This is a genomic window from Niveispirillum fermenti (assembly GCF_048066175.1).
GTDB lineage: Bacteria > Pseudomonadota > Alphaproteobacteria > Azospirillales > Azospirillaceae > Niveispirillum > Niveispirillum fermenti.
The window spans coordinates 19,038-40,819 of sequence record NZ_JBLTXA010000034.1 but is presented as its reverse complement, the minus strand read 5'-3'; the positions used below and the strand labels follow the sequence as shown (position 1 = coordinate 40,819).

Below are 21,782 nucleotides of genomic sequence, written 5' to 3'. Positions count from 1 at the left end.
TAAGGCATTGGCCGAAGCACAGAAGGATCTCGCCGACCTTCAGTTTACGCTCGATCAATTTGTCGAGCAGGCGGTGAATGACTTTAAGAAGAATTTGCCGGAGGCCGTCGCGAATGAGTTGAAGCACATTCAGATTCTGACTTCGACTTCTCTTGGTGCCGACTGGGCGAAGAGTGCCGCCGCCAATATGGCGGCCCAACTCAAGGACACTCCCACTTTGGCGACACTAGTCGTACATGCGGGGGGAGCGCTCGCGGCCCGTGCGGTTGGCCTACCCGATCCAACCTCCTCAGCTTTGCCAAACCTGCATTCCGATCTTGCGGGGTCGCGGGTTGAGAAGGCAGTCCAAATGACGGCCGCTCTTCTGGATGTCGCAATGTGGGCAGCAGACACTGCGGAGCGGCGCTCGGGGGCAGTATCGGTGGCCTACGGCACGGGGTTGGCCGAGGGCGAGGCTGTGCCGGCTGGCAGCCTGCTCGCCGCAATTGATGGCTTGCGCACCCTGTTGCACGATCACGTGCCCGTGGCCGCCGCGCAGGGCCACCTGCGCGAGCTGCGCACACTCCAGACGCGTTGGACGGAAGAGGATACCCGGATCGCCAAGGCCGCGACGGCTGCGGATGCTCTTGAAGGCCTCAAGGCGCTGAAGCAGGTGGTCGATGTTCAGGTGGGCGGCCTGTTGGCCACCCTGAACAAGGAAACCGGTGCGTTTTTGAAGCTGGTCTACCGTGACTCCAACAACGTCGGCCCTGCACTTGTCGCACTCGAACACGATGGTTCCGCTCTCGTTTCGCGGGCCGAGCAGGGCGGTGTGGCGGGCGATGCCGCCCAGATCACCAACAGCTCGCGCCAGAGGGCGCAGCTCTTCTCGTTCGTGCTGGCGCTCACCAAATATGTGTGGGAGCGCGACGGTGGTTTGCAGTTCGTGCTCCTTGACGATCCGCAAAGCCTATTCGATGAGGACAACCAGCGGAATCTGGCAAAGGGCCTTGTGGCGTGCACGCGCCAGGAGTTCAAGCCTTTCGTCCTCACTTTCGACCGTGTCTTTTCCGCCAGGGTGGCGCGCGCCGGAGATCTCCACATCGGCGCGGCGGTGAGCGAGAAGGTTTCCCGATGGGATCTAGTAGCTCGACCGGACGAATACGACATTGTGAGGTTAGACCCCCACCAAGATCAGATTATCCTTCAACGGCAGATGTGGCGAGCCAAGAAATCCACCGATTCCGCCATCCAGAATTTTTGCCGAGAAGCCCGTGTCTTCGTTGAGAGGACATTAGTCGAGTTACTGAACGAAGGGAAAGACCCTGTCCACGACCACCCGACTTTACAGCCCTTGGGCAAGCGGCTGCACGCGTTGACCGGCAACGCAGCGCTGCCGCACTCACGCGAACCGTTCAAGGCAATTCTTTCCCTGCTGCCCGACGGGTCTCCCGACAAGGTCGATCTTGGCGAGGCTCTGAATTGGGCCGTCCATTTCCAGGCCGAGGATCTGCGCCAGAACCATGCGCAGGCGGCGGACGACATGCTCGATGCATTTCTCGAAATTAGAGAGCAATGCCTTTCCATTCTGCATCACTGGCCTGAAGAAGCGCCGGAGAAGAACGCCAACGTCATTCCGTTTCCGAACGCCCGTGCCCCGGCATGTGCCGTCGGGATCATCGGGCACCTTGCCGCCAGCGACGGAGAAGGTGTCGCGGCGGACGAGCCGCCTCCCGACGCCGACCTGCTGAAGATCGATCCTGAGCGGCACACCATGTTTGCGGTGGGTACGGCTGCGGAATGGCTCCCGCCGCCGATCGACCCAGGCACACTGCTGATCGTTGAGCCGCTGATCGGCAAACCGCGTGCCCAAGATCTGGTGTTGGCCTGGGACACGGTGGCGGGCGAAGCCCGGGTCGGCTGGTGCAAGCTGGAAACGGAGGCCGAGCGCATCGTTCTGTCCGGCTACGCCGGTCACTTTCACAAGGTGTATCCGCAGGAAGGTGTGGAACTGCGCCGCGTCGTGTGCGGCCTGTTCGGCGCTTTGCCCCAAGCAAAAAAGCCGTGCGATCCCGTGGATATGGTAGACGTGCTGCCGCTGCTGTCCGGTGCGTTCGAAATCTCCCAGGGCGATAGCGCCGAACCCCTACTGCGTAGAGGTGACAAGGCCCTGGTCGGGCGGAGTGTCCGCCTCGACCAGTTGGACGGCCATCCGGCGACCGCCTTCGCCTTTCGCTTGAGTGATGACACCCAGGTGCTGAAGCGCCTGGATCGCCATTGCTCCATCCCCGACCACCGACAGCTTCTGCCGCTTGGAGACAAGGGCAGCGGCTACGTCGTGGCATCTATGCCAGGAGCGGGAAGTGGTGCTCCGCACATCGTATGCGCCCTTCCGCTGATTGGCTTCTGGCGCAATTGAATATGGTTCATTGTAGTTGCGGGATTCCAGGCCAACGCTTTTTTTTGGGGGGCCGTTGGGGTGCCAAGACGAAAGTGAATATTATGTACCGTTCCGTGGAACATAGAGAGAACTGGTGGGCTGATGCGGCGGAAATCACATCGTTATCCGGCGTGGAAAAGTGACCCGTATAGTAAGCATCCGGCGTATGCCCATTAGGCCTTTGCCCTCCAGTTCCATGGCAGGCTCTCATGGACCCCGAGCCGTCGGGCAACATCTTTGACCACGATACCCGGCCTGAACGGGGTCCCTACATAGAAAGGGCGGAAAACCACGCTAAGCGGACAAATCAGGAACGTTCGTTTGGTCGTGCGGCAGGTGATGACCCGATGGGAGGCATCTCATCGCTTGAACTCCGGAATTGCCTGCGCTCCGGCAATTCATTAGAATTGCGACGATGCTGATCCAACGTCGAGCATATAGGTCCAAGCGCGGACCCCAAGGCAGCGTCCTCCGTTCCCGACGGTTGCTGGCGCTTGTGATGATGTTCGTGCTTGGGCTTTCCGGGTGGAATGCGCCTGTCGCTTCCGCCCAGTTCATGTTGGAAGACAGCATGACCTCCCGGTCGATGATGGCGTCCCATGAGGACGGCTGCGACGATGATTGCTGCGGCCCGATGCCGATGCGGTGTCCGACCCCTTGCGCACTGCTTTGCCTGATACTGCCGGTGCGCACGGTGGCCGTGGTGCTGTCTGAACCTCTCCAGGGGGAATGGGCGAGGACGATGGCGGACCTGCGGACCGGTCGGGAGATTGACGTCGATGATCCCCCTCCCCGTGGGTGAGGCTGCCTGATCATTTGCGACTTCACTGTTTGAAACTGGAGAATGAAGATGAAGCGTTTTGCTCTTCTCGCCGTGGCCACTTTTCTGGTCGGCACGGCCACCGCCTATGCTGCGGCCCCCGACGTCGTTGTGCAGGCAATGGAGACCTGCTGCGATCTGGTCCTGGCCTGCTGCGGTGCCGGTGGCGATTGCTGCTGAACGGTCTTTGATGACCTTTTGAGTAGCCGGGGGGGCGTCCATCTGCAAAGGTGGGCGCCCCTTTCTTCATGGCGTCCCGTGCCACTTCGACATTTCTGAAGTCAGACAGAGGGCTCAGGTGTCCTTGCTATCTCACTCCTGGATATGATAATTTAATCACGTAGTGTCACAGTGTTAGCTGTTGCGAACAGACATGTCCATTCCACGCTACATGGCCGCCGTGCTCATCAGCGCCCTCATGAGTTTGGGGGGCTTGGGTGGCTATGGTGCGCATATGGCAATGGCAGGCCAATCGGATACTTCATCAACGACAGCGATGGCGGTCCATCATGTGGATAGCCAGACGCACGTACAACATGCCCATGAAGACCATACGAGTACGCCAGATGGGCAGGATGCTCAATTCGACGCGTCAGGTTCTGGCGCGTCGAATTGTTGCCTTTTCGCCTGTGGCATGGCGACAGTGCTGCCCGTCCCCGACCTTTGCTTCAGTGGGGTCGGATGGGAAATCCTGCGACTGCGGGCACCTGCTGACAGTATGATGGCTGGACGGTCGGTTTCCCCCTTGCGGCGCCCGCCCCGACTTGGCCTTTGAGCTGTTCCTCGCACCATTGACGGCGCGAAACAGCTTCATCCTGTCCGCATCGGAAAGCGGACATGGCCCAGCCAGACATCCACGATGCTTGCGACCATACGCTGTCCTATCGCGGACGGAGTAACTGTCAGCATCCGTACCGGTATGGCTGGTCTCGCTTATGAAACTCATGGCGACGAATAACGGTGCCGCGTGCGCTTGGCGCGGCGGCACGACCAAAAGGATTGCTGAACATGAACCGCATCTCCGACACGCTGCGCGCGGCGCTGGTCGCCGGCTTCAGCCTGCTGACACTGCCTGGCACGGCTATGGCGCAAATGGACCATGGCGCCCATCAAGGCCATTCTTCGCCCAGCCCCGCTGCCATCGGGCAGCCGGGCAAGGCTACGGTGACGACGCGAACCGTCCCCATCGAACTGGGCGATAACTTCTTCAGCCAAGAGGCGCTCACCGTGAAGGCCGGTGAGACCGTTCGCTTCGTTATCGTCAACAAGGGCGAGTTCCTGCATGAATTCAATATCGGCACGCCCGCCGGTCACGCCGAACATCAGAAGATGATGGCCATGATGGTCGATCACGGCATGCTGACGGCCACCGGCATCAACAAGGACATGGCGCATATGGATCATTCCGCTATGGGAATGAACCATATGGACCATGATGATCCCAATAGCATTCTGGTGGAGCCGGGCAAGACCGGTGAACTGGTCTGGACCTTCGGCGACGCCACCACGTTGGAATTTGCCTGCAACATTCCTGGTCATTACGAAGCCGGCATGGTCGGCAAGATCAGCGTCGCCAAATGACGGAGGCAGGCATGAACAACCAAGCAAGCGGCCTTTCCCGGCGCGATGCGTTGCGTCTGGCCAGTGCCGCAGGATTGGCGGGCGTGGTGAGCATACTCCCAGGTCGCCAGAGCTTCGCAGCCGCTGGTCCGGCATTGGAACTGGCGGTGGAGCGTACCCGGATAACCGTGGATGGGGTTACGACCCGCGCCATCGCCATCGGCGGCTCCATCCCGGCCCCCACTCTGCGCTGGCGCGAGGGGGAGGAGGTGGTGGTGCAAGTAACGAACCGGCTGGACGAACCCACCTCAATCCACTGGCACGGGCTGCTGCTGGAGGGAGTGATGGACGGGTCGCCCGGCTTCAACGGGTTCGAGCCGATCCGCCCAGGCCAGACCTATACCTACCGGTTCCAGCTCCGTCAGGCCGGTACCTACTGGTATCACAGCCATTCAGCGTCCCAGGAACAGGAGGGCATGTATGGCGCCATCATCATTGACCCGGCGGGCAAGGAACCGGTGCGTGCCGACCGCGACTACGTGGTCTTCCTGTCCGACCATACGGCGCAGAAGCCGGAAACGGTGCTGCGCAACCTGAAGGTCAGCGAAGGCTACTACAATAGGGGCAAGCGCACCCTGTCCGACTTCTTCAACGATGCGGAGCGCGACGGACTGAAGGCAACCATCCGCGACCGGCTCGACTGGGGCGACATGCGCATGGATGCCACCGATCTGGCGGACGTGACCGGTTACCAGTTCCTGATCAACGGCAAGGGCCCCCGGGACAATTGGACGGCCCTTTACAAGCCGGGCGAGCGGGTGCGGCTGCGTATCATCAACGGCTCGGCGATGAGCATCTTCGACGTACGCATCCCCGGCCTGTCCATGATTGTCGTGGCCGCCGACGGGCAGAATGTGATGCCCGTGAAGGTGGACGAGTTCCGCTTCGGCGTGGGCGAAACCTATGACGTCATCGTCATGCCGGAGGGGGACAAACCCTTCACCTTCCTGGCGGAGCCGATCGACCGCAGTGGCTATGCCCGCGCGACCATCGCCGTGGCCGAGGGCATGGAGGCGCCAATCCCGGAACTGCGCCCGCGCACCATCCTGACTATGGAGGATATGGGCATGGCCCATGCCGGCATGGGCGAAGGTTCCATGGACCATAGTACCATGAGCCAAGGCTCCGGCGGCATGGACCATGGGGCGATGGGTCACGGGGCCATGCCGGGAATGGATCCTGGCGCGATGAACCATGCCAGCATGGCGGGGATGACCCATGGTGGCATGGCGGCGGCCAGCCAGGGACGACCGCTGGGCTGGGCCGATGCCGCCACGCCCATGGGGATGAAGGCGTTATCTTACGACGATCTGAAATCCCTGACCAAATCCAAGGACCTGCGCCAGCCGACGCATGAAATCGAGGTGCAACTGACCGGCATGATGTCGCGTTACATCTGGACCTTGAACGGGCAGAAGTTCGACCAGGGCGAGCCGATCCGCGTTGCCTATGGTGACCGGATACGTATCCGCTTCGTGAACACGACCATGATGGCGCATCCGATGCATCTGCATGGCATGTTCATGGAGTTGGAGAATGGCCAGACCGACCGCATGCCCAGAAAGCATGTCGTCCTGGTGCCACCGGGCCAATCGACATCCGTGCAACTCACGGCGGACGAGCCCGGCGAATGGCCCTTCCATTGCCACCTGCTCTATCACATGGCGTCCGGCATGATGACACGCTTCATCGTCGCGCCGAAGACCGCAAGTCTTTGAGGGGACGCAGAATGAAAGCGATATACAAGCAGGCGGCGTTGGCCGCCACCCTGGTGCTGGGCGTTGCCGGTGCCGGGGCGGCGGAGGATCATGCGCATGGGACCAACCATGATCATCTGCCCCTGATCGGCACCTTCAAGGTGGATCAGTTGGAGAACCGCTGGCAGGAAGGGCGCAATGTCCTGAAATGGGAGGCACAGGGCTGGTACGGTGGCGATATGGAAAAGATCTGGTTCAATACCGAAGGTGAGAGGCCGACCGGCGAGGGGGTGGAGGAAGCGGAATTCCAGCTTCTCTACAGCCGGATGTGGTCGGAATTCTGGGACCTACAGGCCGGTATCCGGTACGATGTACGCCCTCAGCCGCAGACCCGCTATGGCGTGGTCGGCCTCAACGGCGTGGCGCCCTATTTCTTCGAGGTGAATGCCCAGGCCTTCATCAGCGAGGACGGGGACATCTCCGCCCGGCTGAAGGCCGAATATGAACTGCTGATCACCCAAAAGCTGATCCTGCAGCCCAGCCTGGAGGCCAATGCGTCGGCCCGGCGCGTAAGGGAACTGGACACTGGACGCGGCTTCACCGACATCACGCTGGGCCTGCGCCTGCGCTATGAAATGGTGAAGGAGTTCGCCCCCTATGTCGGCGTCAACTGGGAACGCAAGCTGGGCGGCACTGCCAGCCTGGCCCGTGCCGATGGCGAGGACCCGGGTTCGCTCTCCTTCGTGACGGGTATCCGGTTCTGGTTCTGATACCGGGTTGGCCGGTCCTTTCCCAAAAAGGACCGGCCTGTCACGGAAAAGTCATCCATGCTGTTGACGCTGCATGAGTGGCAGTCTAACATCCTTTTGTACTCATTGGCCTAAGTTCAATCCAGCCTGGGGGCGGGACTTGGCGGACAGAATGGAAATGATGCGGCGCTTGTGCTTGGTCGGGTTTGCCGTCCTGACCATGGCGCTCGTCTTCGTCATTTCCGGTTCGGCCAGCGCCAACGCAGTCCACAACTATCCCACCATCGAAGATCGCCATGATCAGGCGGTGACGTTGCGCGGCCTGGATCATCACCGTCTGGCCATGGCCAGCGACATGCAGGCGGACGGGGAATGCCCCATCGACTGTACCGATGGCGGCGCCTGCTGCGGCGTGATCCATTGCCTGACCGCCCTTGCGGGCCTGCCGTCGGGCGCGGCGATGGTGCTGCCCGCGCCGGAGAACAGCAGCCGCAAGCCGGTGGAAGCAGCCGTAATGGTGGGTATCCGCCATGCGCCCGACCTTCGACCACCGGTCGCCGGCTGAACATTGGACATGTGCGCCTTGTGCGCATCGTCCCGCCCGGATTCCACCCGGGCAATAAACCTCCATCCAAATCCGGCTTTGCTGCGATCATCGCCATGCACAGCCTTTGCATCGGCATGCTGAATAAATCAGCGTGGTGAGCAAAATTGTGCATGAAAACAGCCCGATAAACAGGAAACGTCCCGGATATCTAAAATAAACGGGCCGATATCCGCAGGAATATCCACGTCGCTTCTCCTTTTCGAGTCGCGGCGGGAACCGGATGGATGGGGGATTCACTTTAATTCTCCAAGCGAAGCGACCCGCTCTGCCGTAAGCGTCCGCCGATGCGGATCACGGCATGGGTCCTTCGCTCTCTGGAACAGGGACTTCAGATCATGACAAAAGCAACGGGGAACCTCTTCATTGCCACCGCGCTCGCCACGGGCGTGCTGGCCGCGCCGGCACAGGCGCAGGACAGCCGCGCCTTGGAAGAGATCGTGGTGACGGGCAGCCGCATTGCACGCCAGGACATCACGGGCGTGGGCCCGGCCACCGTCCTGACGGCGGAGGCCATCCGGAACACCGGCGTCACAAGCGTGGAAACGCTGCTCCAGCGCCTGCCGTCCAGCGCCGGCTTCGCGGGCAACCAGACCAACGCCTATTGGGCCAATAACGGCTATGGCACGGCGCAGGTCAATCTGCGTGGCCTGGGCATCAATCGCACCCTGGTGCTGCTGAACGGCCGCCGTGTCGTGGCTGGCGGCACGGGCGCCAATTCCGCGCCCGATCTGAACACCATCCCGGTATCGGTCATTCAGCGCATTGATGTGCTGAAGGATGGCGCATCGGCCATCTATGGCGCCGATGCCGTGGCCGGTGTGGTCAACATCGTTACCCGCACCGATTTCGACGGGGTCGAGGTGTCGGCCAAATATGGCATCACCGACGAGGGGGATGGCGAGGAGAAGAGTGCCGACCTGACCTGGGGCACGTCCGGCGACAAGGGATCGATGGTCGCCACTTTCAGCTATTACAAGTCCGAAGCGGTCAATCTGGCCGACCGCGAGCCCTGCGGTCTGGGCGAAAGCGGCGGGCAACTGGTCTGCGTCGGCAGCTCGTCCACCGTTGGCGGCCGTGCGCTGCTGCCCAACGGCCAGAGCATCAATTTCAACCAGACGCCGGGCGGCAACGGCAATTTCTACGAGCCCTACTCCGGGGCCAAGCATAATTTCAACTCCAACCCGTTCCTGAACGCGGTCAATCCGATCGAGCGTTTTTCCGCTAACATGTTCGGCCACCTGAACCTGTCGGACGAGGTGCGGCTGTTCTCCGAACTGATGTTCACCAACCGGCAATCCGATCAGATCGCCACGCCGGGCACTCTGCGCAATCTGACCGTCGCCGCCAACAACCCGACCAATCCCACGGGCCAGACCCTGACCATCCAGGGCCGCCGCCTGGCCGAACCCGGCCCACGCGAATTCTATCAGGATGTGGATACCTGGCGCACCGTGGTCGGCCTGGACGGGCGTTTCGCCAATGGCTGGCGCTGGGAGGCCGCTTTCAACTGGGGCCGCAACAAGGGCGTGGACGGGTCGACCAATGTCGCCAACCTGGACCGTGTGCGCCAGACCCTCAACACCGCTGTCTGCAGTGCTGCCGCAGGTGCCGCCATTCCCTGTGGCGACTATCTGGGGGCGGGCGACCTGACCCCGCAGGTGCTGGATTACATCCTCTATACCAGCCGCGACAGCGGCGGGAACGAGCAGATCAGCGGCACCTTCGACCTGAGCGGGTCGCTGTTCGAACTGCCGGCCGGCGATGTCGGCTTCGCCACGGGCGTGGCCTGGCGCAAGGACAAGGGCTGGCGCGATCCCGATGCGCTGACCGTGCTGGGCATCGCCAACACCAATCAGCAGGACCCGATCGCCGGCCGGGTGAAGGCCAAGGAGGCCTATCTGGAACTCCAGGTTCCGCTGCTATCCGATCTGCCCTTCGCCCGGCGGCTGGAACTGAACGCGGCGGCGCGCTATTCCGACTATGACCTGTTCGGCAGCGCCGACAATTACAAGGCCGGCCTGGACTGGCAGGTCATCGACGGTGTACGGCTGCGCGCCACCTATGGTACGGCCTTCCGCATTCCCAATGTGCCGGAACTATTCGGCGGCGTGTCGGAAGGCAACCTGACCACCACCGATCCCTGCTCCAACTACGCGGCACTGCCCGCCAGCTCCATCGTAGCGGCCAATTGCCGGGCCAGCGGCGTGCCCGCCGGCTTCCGCCAGTTGGGTAACACCATCCTGACCACGGTGGGCGGCAACAGTGCGCTGAAGCCCGAGACCTCCGACAGCTTTACCGTGGGCACGGTGATCCAGCCGGAATTCGTCGACGGCCTGACCCTGACTGCCGACCTGTTCGATATCCGCATCAAGGATGCCATCCGCTCCATCCCCGGATCGACCAAGCTGTCAGTCTGCTACAATGCGACGGCCCTGAACCATCCGTTCTGCGGGTCGCAGCATTTCACCCGCAACGCGCTGACCGGGGAGATCAATTTCCTGTCAGCCCAGCCGGTGAATACCGGCCGGGAAAAGATGCGCGGCGTCGATTTCGGCCTGCTGTACCAGTTCGAACTGGCCGATCTTGGCGTGGCGCTGGACTGGAACGCCACGTACCTGGACAAGTATACCATCACCCCGTTCCAGGGGGCAGCCCCCATCATCTTCGACGGGCATATCGGCGGTGGCAATGGCGGCTTCCCGCACTGGCGTTCCAACGTGTCCGGCACCGTGTCGGACGAGAAGTGGAACGCCACTTATTCAGTGCAATGGATCGGCAAGGCCACCGACTTTAATGCTGCACCGACTGACATCGGCTATCGCACGCCCAACATCTTCTATCACAACATCCAGGCCAGCTATCAGGTGGTGGACGGGGCCCGTGTTGCCGTGGGTGTCGACAATCTGTTCGACCGCGATGCGCCCTTCATCAAAAGCTGGACGGATGGCAATACCGATACCATGACCTATGACCTGCTGGGGCGTCGGGGCTATGTCCGCCTGACCTACAGTTTCTGATCTTCCACCCGCCGCCCCGTTCCACCCGGGCGGGGCGGCGGGTATCCTTCGCACTGTTCTGGAGGCATGAATGCGCCCCGCTTCCATTGCCCGGAAGACGCATAAATGGCTGGCCCTGCTGATCGGGATTCAGGCCCTGATCTGGGCCCTCAGCGGTCTTTACATGGTCGTCGTTCCCATCGAGATCATCCATGGCGACCATTTCGTCCATCTCCACGGCCCTCAGCAGCCACTGGCTCTGGACAGGGTGCGCGTGGACATCAACCAGGTCCGGCAGGCCTATGGCGATATCCGCTCCGTCCGGCTGAAGTCGCTGCTCAATGACCCGCATTACGTGGTGGAACATGGTGGCGGCGTCACGCTGGTCAATGCCGTAACCGGCACGGAGCGCCCGCCGCTTTCCGGCAGGGAAGCGGAAGATGTGGCCCGCACGCTCTATAAAGGCAAGGCAGCGGTCGGTTCCGTCACCCTGCTGGCGGAGGCGCCATCGGAGATCCGGGGCCGCGCCGCGCCGGTCTGGCAGGTGCGGTTCGAGGGCTGGAACGACCACACGCTTTATCTTTCACCCGTGACTGGCGACCTGCTGGCCCGCCGGCACAATCTCTGGCGCACCTTCGATTTTGTCTGGATGTTCCACATCATGGATTATGCGGAGCGCGAGGATGTGAACAACCCACTGGTCCGGGTGGCCACGATTGCCGCCTCCATTGTCATGATCAGCGGCGTCTGGCTGCTTTTCTACAGTTTCCGCCGCCGCCGCGCGGCCGCCGCGCGTTGAGGGGAGCCGCGATGCTTCAGACATTCCGTTGGTTCCATAAATGGGTCGGGCTGCTGATGGGCGTCCAGTTCGCGCTGTGGGCGTTGAGCGGGGCGACCATGGCCCTGATCGACCACCACGCTGTTAGCGGCGAGCACACGCGGCGCAGCGACATCCCCCCGACATTGCCGGCCGAGGCACCCTCTCTGTCGTTGGCCGAGATTAGGAACAGACTGGCGGGTCCGGTCAACGCCCTGCGTCTTCGACCGCTGGCCGGGAGCTTTGTCTATGAGGTGCATACCGCCCATGGTGTGCGCCTTCTGTCGGCGACCGACGGATCGCGGGTCGAGATCACCGAACAACTGGCACGCGACATCGCCCGGCAGGATTATGCGGGAACCGCTAGCATCGCTGGTGTCGAACGTCTGGCCGGCCCGAACCTGGAAACCCGCAAACATGAGGGGCCGATATGGCGGGTCGCCTTTGCGGACGCCGACAACACAACGCTTTATGTCTCCGCAGAGACGGGGCGGGTCCTGGAGCGGCGCAATGACAGTTGGCGGCTCTGGGATATCGCCTGGATGCTGCATATCATGGATTATACAGAGCGGGAGAGTTTCAACCATCCGCTGATCATCCTGGCGGCGGTGGCGGCCCTGTGGCTGTCGGTCTCCGGTCTGTTCCTGGTCTATGACAGCTTCGGCCGCCATGATTTCAACCTTGCCCGGCATTACCGGCGCCTGCGCGGGCAGGGCGTGGCCGTGACCTTGCGGACGAGTTCAGGCTCCAGCCGCAGACAGGACCTGCCGGAGGGGGCAACCTATTTCGATGCGCTGGCGGGCGTGGGGGTGCTGCTGCCCTCCAATTGCGGGGGTGGGGGCAGTTGCGGTCAGTGCCGGGTGACATTGTCGCGTGAGGTACCGGTTACCGATGCCGACCGTCTGCATATCCCGAAACAGCAATTGGAGCGGGGACATCGCCTGGCCTGCCGCCATGCTGTGACGGCGGATGCTGTTGTCACCGTGCCGGAGGAAGCCCTGCATAGCCGTGGATATGCCGCGAAGGTCGGTAGCGTCCGCTATCTCAGTCCCCTGATCAAGGAGATCCGGCTGCGCCTGCCTGAGGGGACGGCACCCGCCTACCATGCCGGGCAGTTCATCCAGGTGGCTGTGCCGGCCTACGCGACAGGGCCTGACCGGTTCGAGGTGCCCGAAGGATGGCAGGGGGATTGGCAGCGCCTCGGGCTGCCGGATGTTCTGAGCCATCAGGGGGGCATCCGCCGGTCCTATTCCATGGCGACCTTCCCCGGTGAACTGCCGGACGAACTGGTGTTGAATGTCCGCTTCATGCCGTCTCCCGATCCTGCCGCCCTGCCGTGCGGCGCGGGTTCCGCCTTCATGTTCGGCCTGCGTCCTGGCGATGATGTCCAGATATTCGGACCGTTTGGAAGCTTTGCTGCCAGCGACAGCAATCTTGAACTGGTGGTGATCGGCGGCGGCGCCGGAATGGCCCCGCTGCGGGCCATCATCCGCGACGAGCTGTTGCGCAAGAAAACGACGCGCCGCATCTCCTTCTGGTACGGCGCGCGCGCGGCCCGCGATATCCTCTATCGGGAGGAGTTCGAACGGTTGCAGCAGCAACATGGCGGCTTCACCTGGACCGTCGCCCTGTCGGACCCGGACCTGGCCGATGGCTGGAAGGGCCCCAAAGGCATGATCCACGATGTCGTGCGCAACCAGTATCTGTCCCGCCATCGCGATCTCAAATCCTGTGATTTTCTGATCTGCGGGCCACCGGCTATGCTGAAGGCGACCTTGGAAATGCTGCGCAAGGCCGGCGTCTCTCGCGATCAGATTGCCTATGATGATTTCGGGTGCTGAAAGCAGATGGCGATCGCTTGGTAACAGCGGGTTGACAGGAGGGAAGATTGTCATGAAGCGCAGGGATTTTCTTGTGTTCCTTGCCGGCCTGCACCTTACCGGTTTGCCGGCCGCCACCGCCGCACAGCCCCGGATGAAGGTCTGGAAGTCGCCGACCTGCGGCTGCTGCGGTGCCTGGGTGGATCATATGCGGACCGCCGGTTTTGCCGTGGATGTGACGGTGACCGACGCGATGGACGCTGTGAAATCCAGGCTGGGTGTAACACCCTCGCTGGCCTCCTGCCACACCGGCGAGGTGGAGGGATATGTGCTGGAGGGCCATGTCCCCGCCGATGCGATCAAACGGCTGCTGAAGGAACGGCCGCAGGCGATCGGCCTGGCAGTGCCCGGCATGCCGCAGGGTGCGCCCGGCATGGAGACTGGCGCGGTCGAACCCTACGACATTCTGCTTTTCGCGCCGGGAAGGACCATTTTGTTTGAGCGTCGCCAACCTTGATCCGGCTTCAGGAGAACGATCATGACCCAGTCACATGATGCACATCACCACCACCATGGGCCTGCAACAGGTGACGGGCAGCGACAGTCGGCGGGCGCGGTGAAGGACCCCGTCTGCGGCATGACCGTCGATCCGGCGGCTTCCGCCCATCATGCTCAGTATAATGGCCAGGAATATCACTTCTGCAGCGCGGGTTGCCGCACGAAGTTCCTATCGGAGCCCGGTCGGTATGTGGCCGGACATGTGGCGGCGCAGGCAGCGGCACCGGGCACCATCTTCACCTGCCCGATGCATCCGGAAATCCGCCAGGATCATCCCGGTACCTGCCCGATCTGCGGCATGGCGCTGGAACCATTGGTGGCCGGCACCGGCACGGGTCCCAGTCCTGAGCTTCTGGATATGACAAGGCGCTTCTGGATCGGCCTGGGCCTGACTCTGCCGGTTTTCCTTCTGGAGATGGGCGGGCACCTCTTCCCCGGCCTGCATCATCTGCTGCCGCTGCAGGCCTCGATATGGATACAGTTTGCACTGGCGACGCCGGTCGTACTGTGGGCGGGGTGGCCGTTCTTCCAAAGGGGATGGGCCTCTCTGCGCAGGCTCAACCTCAACATGTTCACCCTGATCGCCATGGGAACAGGCGTGGCCTGGGCTTACAGCGTGCTGGCGACGCTCATGCCGTCTGTCTTTCCCGACGCCTTCAGGGATGCAGAGGGGGCGGTCGCCGTCTATTTCGAAGCGGCGTCCGTGATCACCGTGCTGGTGCTTCTGGGACAGGTCCTGGAGCTGCGGGCCCGCGAGCAGACATCTGGCGCCATCAAGGCCCTGCTTGCTCTGGCACCGAAGACGGCAAGGCTGCTGCGGGCCGATGGCGGAGAGGAAGAAGTGCCGCTGGCCGACATCGTGGTGGGCGACCGCCTGCGCGTGCGACCCGGCGAAAAGGTTCCCGTTGACGCCACGGTGCAAGAGGGGCGGTCAGCCGTGGATGAATCTCTGGTGACCGGTGAATCCCTGCCCGTCACCAAGGCCGCGGGCGATGCGGTCATCGGCGGTACGCTGAACCAGAGCGGTGCGCTGATTGTGCGCGCGGACAAGGTGGGGCGCGATACCATGCTGTCGCGGATCGTGCAGATGGTGGCCGACGCGCAGCGTTCCCGCGCCCCGATCCAACGCATAGCCGATCAGATTTCAGGCTGGTTCGTCCCTGTCGTGCTGCTGGTGGCGCTGATTTCCTTTCTGATCTGGGCCGTGTGGGGACCGGAGCCAAGACTTGCCCATGGCCTGATTGCGGCTGTGTCCGTGCTGATCATCGCCTGTCCCTGCGCGCTGGGTCTGGCAACCCCCATGTCGATCATGGTCGGCATCGGACGCGGCGCCGGAATGGGCGTGCTGATCCGCAGCGCCGAGGCGTTGGAGCGAATGGAGAAGATCGATACCTTGATCGTCGACAAGACGGGAACTCTGACGGAAGGCAAGCCGGCCGTCACGGCCATAGTCACGGTTCCCGGACAGACGGAGGACACGTTGCTGCGGTTGGCGGCGGGGGTGGAGCGCGCATCGGAACATCCCCTGGCGCTGGCGATCGTCCAGGCGGCGGAGGCACGTGGCCTGGCGACCCCGGCGGTCATGGATTTCGACAGTCCCACCGGCAAAGGGGCTGTCGGCACGGTGGAGGGGAAACGGATCGCTCTGGGCAATTCCCGTTTCCTCGATGAAATCGGCATCTCCAGTGCCGCGTTGGATGCGGACGCCGATGCCCTGCGCCGCGACGGCGCAACGGCGATCTTCATCGCGGTCGATGGCACCGTGGCCGGCATCTTCGCCATCGCCGACCCTGTCAAGCAGACCACGCCCGAAGCCCTGGCTGCGTTGCGGGCGGCGGGGATCGCCGTCGTCATGCTGACCGGCGACAATCGGACCACCGCCGAGGCTGTGGCGCGCCGGCTGGACATCACGGAGGTGGAGGCCGAAGTGCTGCCCGACGGCAAAAGTGCCGTCGTGGAAAGGCTGAAACGGGCCGGCAAGGTCGTGGCCATGGCGGGTGACGGGGTCAATGATGCGCCAGCCCTGGCGGCAGCCGACGTTGGCATCGCCATGGGGTCGGGGACAGATGTCGCCATTGAAAGCGCCGGTGTCACGCTATTGAAGGGCGACCTGACGGGCATTGTCCGGGCCCGCCGGCTTTCTCAGGCGACCATGGCGAATATCCGGCAAAACCTGTTCCTTGCCTTCATCTACAATATTGCCGGCGTGCCGGTGGCGGCGGGTTTGCTTTATCCATTCTTCGGTGTCCTGTTGTCGCCTGTCATTGCCGCAGCAGCCATGGCTTTGTCATCAGTTAGCGTTGTCGGCAATGCCTTGCGCCTCAATCACAGCACACTGTGAAAACTGAAGGTCGCCGCCAGGATGAGAGGTTGACTGAGAGCGAGGCTTCCCCTCTGGCCAACTGCACCACTTCATGCTGGCTGGACCCACGAGTTGTGCATTGGGGGAAACGTTTGCTTGCCCGATGCTGTTACAATTCGAACCGGTGGGTTCAGTAGCCGGCAGGTCTGTTGGTACAGGATTGATGCTCAACGATGGAAATCGGCCAGTGTGCGACGAACGGCATGTTCGGGTACTTCGATCCAGCCACCGATCAGGTCACCTGCCAGGAAGCTGACGTCCGCCTCTTCGCACAGCGCCTCCATGGCCATGTTGGACTCGCCCTGGAGGCTCCACTCCACGTCCCCCACATCGAAGGGTGGGGCGGCGAACCGCTCGGCGCCCCCGCCGACCTCCTGTACCGAACAGAACAGGAAGACGGCATCCGGATCCACGAAGCGCCGGATCAACCAAGGACAGGCGATGCTATAGACCTTCGGCCGGGATCGGGTCACCCAACGGGTACCTTCCTGACCATGTGTCGCCGAAATGACCGACAGTGGAACCAATAGCCCCCAGGGGTCGCGCCAAGCCTCGAACTCGCCTTCCAGGCTTTCCGCCTGAATGCCAAGACTGCGGCGATAGGCAGCCTTGCCCTGGACGAGCAGGCCATACAATCCCTGATTTGGGGTGTAACGGTATTGGGCATGCCGCCTCACAGGGCTACCGCATTGCCCCTGTGCGGCAGGGGGAGCATGACGGGCACGGCGATGTCAACATTTTGAGCCTAAAACCCGGCTTCGTCAGCTGCGTGGTGTTTTCAGCTGCCTTGGCGGAATCATCGCTTGTATGCGGTTCCGAAACAGCAAGATGCGCCGTTCACGTTTAACTGACTAAGCTGACCGACTGGGAAGACCTGAACCGCAATACTGCTGAACCTCCCAGCGGTCGAGCGGCCATTTGAGCTTCGTCTCAAACAACCAGTTGTGCAGTGCGACTGGGAATGAGCTGGATGCTCAGACTGAAGTCCAGGCTGGAGTACACAAAAAGTTACACAGAGCGGATAGCCCTTAACCGATCTATTCTTTCGTCTCCCTGGCTCGCTTGACAATCTCCGTAACGGTGTTCTTGCTGAGCCCCAGTTCCCGACCGATCAGCCGATAGCTGCGCCCCGCCGCGACCAGAGCTAGCACCTTGGGCGCCAGCCGGTCGGACTTGGGCCGCTGTCCCGGCTTGCGTCCCAACACCTTGCCCCGCGCCCTGGCGGCGGCGAGGCCTGACCGGACCCGTTCGCGTAGCAGGTCGCGCTCGAACTCCGCGATCCCGGCCAGGACGGTCGCCAGCATGCGACCGGTCGCCGTACCCAGATCGAACGCCATACCGCTCATCGCGATCAGCGACACGCGGCGGGCCTCAAGTTCCCGCAGCGTGTGCAGCAGGTCCATGGTGCTGCGGCCCCAGCGCGACAGTTCCGTCACGAGTACGGCATCGATCTGCCGTGCCTGGGCCAGCGCCATCACCTTCTTCCGCTCCGCCCGGTCCAGTTTGGTGCCCGAGCCGGTTTCCTTGTAGACACCGACAACCTCATACCCCGCCCGCAGGGCCAGGGTCAGCAGGTCGCGTTCCTGCCGCTCACAGGACTGATCGGCCGTGGACACGCGGCAGTAAATAGCGACACGCTGTCCCAATTGAACCCTCCCGGCGGCATCGCCCTGTCGGCGGCAGAACGTCTGGGCCTTATCGCGTATCGGACAGACAATACTCCAACTGGGACAGAACCGCCATGCCGCGCCGCAGCGTACTGACCGATGCCCAGGCCGAGGCGCTGCTCGCGCTGCCCACGGCGGAGACCGACCTGATCCGCCATTACACGCTGAGCCCTGCCGACATCGCCGTCGTCGCTCGGCGAAGGCGACCGCACAACCAACTGGGCTTTGCCGTCCAGCTCTGTGCGCTCCGCTATCCAGGCCGGCTGTTGCGACCGGGGGAACTGGTGCCTCCCCAGGTACTGTCTTTCGTTGCCGACCAGCTGGACCTCCCGCCCGACGCGTTGGCGGAATACGCCACAAGGTCTCAGACACGCTACGACCAGCTCGAAGCCCTCTACGCCATCTATGGCTACGCCACCTTCTCGCAACCTATCCGGCGTGAGATCGCCAAATGGCTGCTCCCGGTCGCGCTGGCCACTACCAGCGGCATGGTTCTGGCGGGCCTGCTGATGGAGGAACTGCGACGGCGGACCATCGCAGCCCCTGCCGCCTCCACAATTGAACGTCTGGTGGCCACCGCCCTGTTGCAGGCCGAGCGTCATGTCGAAAGGCAGATCGATGCCGCCCTGACGGTGGAGCAGCGCGAGGGCATCGACGGGTTGCTGGTGGAACGCGCCGATACAGGTATGAGCCTGCTGGCCTGGGCCCGCCAGCCCCCCGGCGCCACGGGACACCGCGCCATGACCCGGCTAACTGAACAATTGTCCGTATTGCGTGCCCTCGGCATCGATCCGGCGATCCGGGAGAGCATCCATGTGGATCGTGTCCATCTTCTAATCCGGGAAGGCGGCCGGCTGTCATCCCAGCATCTGTCAGCCCTGGCACCCCTGCGCCGGCAGTCCATCCTGACGATGACCGTGCTGGAAACCATTACCCGGCTCACCGACGACATCATCGGCATGTTCGACCGTCTCATCGGCGGTCTGTTCCGAAGGGCGGAACGCCGCGCGGCCGAGACGATCCAGGCCAACAGCCGCGCCATGAATGAGAAGGTGCGGTTGCTGGCCAGGGTGGGTGAGGCGTTGATCGATGCGCGCGGCAAGGGCACGGATGCCTTCGCAGCCATCGAGGCGGTCATTCCGTGGGAGAAGTTCAAGGCCGCCGTGGCGGAGGCTGGCGAACTGACCCGCGACGACGGTACCGACTATGCGGCACTGGCCGCCACAAACCACGCCCTGCTGCGGCGGGTGGGGCCGTTGTTCCTGGACAGTTTCAGCTTTCATGGTATCGCCGGCGTCGGTGCTCTGTTGAACGCGTTGGCTCTGATGCGGACCTTCTATGCCGGGTCCCGGCGGAATCTGCCCAAGGGCCTGCCGACCGGCTTCATCCGGCGCACCTGGCGGGCGGCAGTGCTGCGCGGCGACGGGATCAACGCGCCCGCCTATGAACTCTGCCTGTTCGTGGAACTGCGCGACCGGCTGCGCGCCGGGGATGTCTGGGTGGCTGGTAGCCGACAATACAGGGCCGTGGAAGATCAACTCGTGCCCAAGACCCTGTTCTCGACCATGAAGCTGGCCGGGCCGCTGCCTGTCGCCGTGCAGGAGGAGGCCATCGGATATCTGCGCGAGCGGCGGGAGCTACTGGAGGAGCGGTTACGCCATGTGGATGGGCAGGCGGCAAAGCAGTTGCTTCCGGATGTTAAGGTCAACGGGACGGCGTTGAAGATATCGCCATTGCAAGCCGTGACCCCAGAGGCGGCCGACCAACTGGCCGACCGTATTCAGGCCGTGATGCCGCGGGTGCGCATCACCGAACTGCTGACCGAGGTCAACCGCTGGACCGGCATGATCGATTGCTTCACCCATCTACGGACACAGCTTCCAGCGGACGATCCGCGCATCACCCTGACAGCCGTGCTGGCCGACGCCACCAACCTGGGCCTGACGCGCATGGCCGAGGCCTGCGATCTCGCCACCTACCGGCAACTGGCCTGGGCCGCCGGCTGGCATCTCAGCGAGGAGAATTACGGCCGTGCCCTGGCCCGCGTCACCGCCGCACAACACGCGCACCCCCTGTCCGCCTGGTTTGGCGATGCGTCGGTATCCAGCTCAGATGGCCAGCATTTTCCGCTGGGTGGTCAGGGCGAAGTGGCGGGCGCCGTCAATCCGCACAAGGGGACGGGACCGGCCATATCAGAGCTGGTCCCCGGTGAGCGGACAGTTTGCTAAGCTTGGTTCGGCCTTATTGAAGGACGACCGACATGACGGGACAGAGGAAGCGATATTCAGCTGATTTCAAGGCGAAGGTGGCACTGGAGGCGATCCGGGGCGAGTTGACGATGGCGCAGCTTGTGTCGAAGCATGGTGTTCACCAGACGATGATCAACGCTTGGCGTAAGCAGGCGATCGAGGGGATGGCGGCGTCGTTTTCTGGCAAGGCCGAGGCCACGCCGCTGGTTGAGGCGGCCGAGATTGACCGGCTGCATGCCAAGATCGGTCAGTTGGTTGTGGAGCGGGATTTTTTGCGCAAGGCCTCCGGTCGATGAGCGCCGGTCGGAGGCGGGAGATGGTGGATCGGTCACATCCTGGCTTGTCGGTTGTCCGACAATGCGCCCTGCTGTCGATCAGCCGGTCACATTATTACGGGCCGGTACGGGGCGAGAGTGCTGAGAACCTAGCGCTGATGCGGCTGATCGATGCCCAGTTCCTGGAAACGCCCTGGTACGGGAGCCGGCAGATGACCCATCATCTGCGGCGCCAGGGTCATGTCGTCAATCGCAAGCGGGTGCGCCGGCTGATGGGCCGGATGGGGTTGGCAGCCATCTACCAGCGGCCAAAGACCAGCGTTCCCCACCCAGAGCACAAGATCTGGCCCTACTTGCTGCGGGATATGACCATCGACCGGCCGGACCATGTCTGGTGTACGGACATCACCTACATTCCCATGCGACGGGGTTTCCTGTACCTGATCGCCGTGATGGACTGGGCATCGCGCAGGGTGCTGGCCTGGAAGCTATCCAACAGCATGGACATTGATTTCTGCCTGGAGGCCCTGCGGGATGCCATGGCCCGCCACGGCAAGCCGGAAATCTTCAACACCGACCAGGGCGGCCAATTCACCAGCCCGAGGTTCACCGGCATCTTGACCGATGCCGGTATCAAGGTTTCCATGGATGGAAGAGGCCGCTGGATGGACAATGTGTTCATCGAACGGCTCTGGCGGTCACTGAAATACGAATGCGTCTATCTCCACGCTTTCGAGACCGGCAGCGAGGCCAGGGCCGGGATCGGACGCTGGATCGATTACTACAATAACCAACGCCCACATTCCGCGCTCGGGGGACAGACACCCGACGAGGCATACAGGCAAAGGGCGGACAGACTGTGTTTGGCGGCGTGAACTGAACAGGACCAAGCTTAACGCCGAACAAAAACTGTCCGCTCACCGGGGACCAGCTCTAACTTCAATGCCGATTGACAGACTGGCCGATGAGCAGCAAGCCCAAGCTGCTTTACTTGGACAACGCGGCGGAATTCAAGAGCGAAGCGCTGCGGCGTGGCTGCGAGCAGCACGGTATCCGGCTAGACTATCGTCCATTGGGACAACCGACCAGCTATCTATGGCGGTATTGTGGAACGGATCATTGGCAC

General features: G+C 62.6%; 15 protein-coding genes and 1 pseudogene. 13 read left to right on the top strand and 3 right to left on the bottom strand.

What is annotated here, in order from left to right:
- Nucleotides 1-2,398 (top strand): hypothetical protein (locus ACM9LZ_RS21685; RefSeq protein WP_416621615.1); only part of this gene is annotated, 2,398 nt, incomplete at its 5' end.
- Nucleotides 2,399-2,592: 194 nt separating this feature from the next.
- Here ACM9LZ_RS21685 and ACM9LZ_RS21680 read toward each other — a convergent pair.
- Nucleotides 2,593-2,712, bottom strand: a complete 120-nt coding sequence (locus ACM9LZ_RS21680) for a transposase (RefSeq protein WP_416621614.1) — start codon at nt 2,710-2,712, stop codon at nt 2,593-2,595.
- Nucleotides 2,713-3,269: 557 nt separating this feature from the next.
- Between ACM9LZ_RS21680 and ACM9LZ_RS21675 the strand changes: the two genes are divergently transcribed.
- From ACM9LZ_RS21675 to ACM9LZ_RS21630, 10 genes are all read left to right on the top strand, one after another.
- Nucleotides 3,270-3,419: a hypothetical protein gene (locus tag ACM9LZ_RS21675; protein WP_416621613.1), complete on the top strand. Its 150-nt coding sequence runs from the start codon at nt 3,270-3,272 to the stop codon at nt 3,417-3,419.
- Between the two features lie 828 nt (nt 3,420-4,247).
- The gene (locus ACM9LZ_RS21670; RefSeq protein ID WP_416621612.1) at nt 4,248-4,820 is read left to right on the top strand and encodes a cupredoxin domain-containing protein; all 573 of its coding nucleotides are present in this window, start codon (nt 4,248-4,250) and stop codon (nt 4,818-4,820) included.
- Between the two features lie 11 nt (nt 4,821-4,831).
- Nucleotides 4,832-6,577 (top strand): copper resistance system multicopper oxidase, encoded by a 1,746-nt coding sequence (locus ACM9LZ_RS21665; RefSeq protein WP_416621611.1) that lies wholly within the window; start codon nt 4,832-4,834, stop codon nt 6,575-6,577.
- Nucleotides 6,578-6,588: 11 nt separating this feature from the next.
- On the top strand, nt 6,589-7,326 hold the full coding sequence (locus ACM9LZ_RS21660; protein WP_416621610.1) for a copper resistance protein B: 738 nt from the start codon (nt 6,589-6,591) through the stop codon (nt 7,324-7,326).
- Between the two features lie 157 nt (nt 7,327-7,483).
- Entirely contained in the window at nt 7,484-7,870 is a 387-nt protein-coding gene (locus ACM9LZ_RS21655) for a hypothetical protein (RefSeq protein ID WP_416621609.1), read from the top strand.
- Nucleotides 7,871-8,247: 377 nt separating this feature from the next.
- Nucleotides 8,248-10,929, top strand: a complete 2,682-nt coding sequence (locus ACM9LZ_RS21650) for a TonB-dependent receptor (protein WP_416621608.1) — start codon at nt 8,248-8,250, stop codon at nt 10,927-10,929.
- A 70-nt stretch (nt 10,930-10,999) separates the two neighbouring features.
- Nucleotides 11,000-11,707, top strand: coding sequence for a PepSY domain-containing protein (locus ACM9LZ_RS21645; RefSeq protein ID WP_416621607.1), 708 nt, complete (start codon nt 11,000-11,002; stop codon nt 11,705-11,707).
- 11 nt (nt 11,708-11,718) lie between these two features.
- Nucleotides 11,719-13,566, top strand: coding sequence for an NADH:ubiquinone reductase (Na(+)-transporting) subunit F (nqrF, locus tag ACM9LZ_RS21640; RefSeq protein ID WP_416621606.1), 1,848 nt, complete (start codon nt 11,719-11,721; stop codon nt 13,564-13,566).
- 52 nt (nt 13,567-13,618) lie between these two features.
- Nucleotides 13,619-14,062, top strand: a complete 444-nt coding sequence (locus ACM9LZ_RS21635; RefSeq protein WP_416621605.1) for a DUF411 domain-containing protein — start codon at nt 13,619-13,621, stop codon at nt 14,060-14,062.
- Between the two features lie 21 nt (nt 14,063-14,083).
- Nucleotides 14,084-16,444, top strand: a complete 2,361-nt coding sequence (locus ACM9LZ_RS21630) for a heavy metal translocating P-type ATPase (protein ID WP_416621604.1) — start codon at nt 14,084-14,086, stop codon at nt 16,442-16,444.
- A 188-nt stretch (nt 16,445-16,632) separates the two neighbouring features.
- On the opposite strand, the gene ACM9LZ_RS21625 is transcribed toward ACM9LZ_RS21630, so the two are convergent.
- Nucleotides 16,633-17,100, bottom strand: a complete 468-nt coding sequence (locus tag ACM9LZ_RS21625; RefSeq protein ID WP_416621603.1) for a chromate resistance protein ChrB domain-containing protein — start codon at nt 17,098-17,100, stop codon at nt 16,633-16,635.
- 402 nt (nt 17,101-17,502) lie between these two features.
- Nucleotides 17,503-18,111, bottom strand: a complete 609-nt coding sequence (locus ACM9LZ_RS21620; protein WP_416621602.1) for a recombinase family protein — start codon at nt 18,109-18,111, stop codon at nt 17,503-17,505.
- Between the two features lie 95 nt (nt 18,112-18,206).
- Here ACM9LZ_RS21620 and ACM9LZ_RS21615 point away from each other — a divergent pair.
- Together ACM9LZ_RS21615 and ACM9LZ_RS21610 are read left to right on the top strand one after the other, a co-directional pair.
- Nucleotides 18,207-20,327, top strand: a pseudogene (locus tag ACM9LZ_RS21615) (Tn3 family transposase); the annotation flags it as partial.
- Nucleotides 20,328-20,392: 65 nt separating this feature from the next.
- Nucleotides 20,393-21,531 (top strand): IS3 family transposase gene (locus ACM9LZ_RS21610; protein ID WP_416621601.1). Its coding sequence is split into 2 segments (ribosomal slippage): nt 20,393-20,648 and nt 20,648-21,531, totalling 1,140 coding nucleotides; the frame shifts between segments, so codons are not numbered across the junction.
- Nucleotides 21,532-21,782 lie beyond the last annotated feature (251 nt).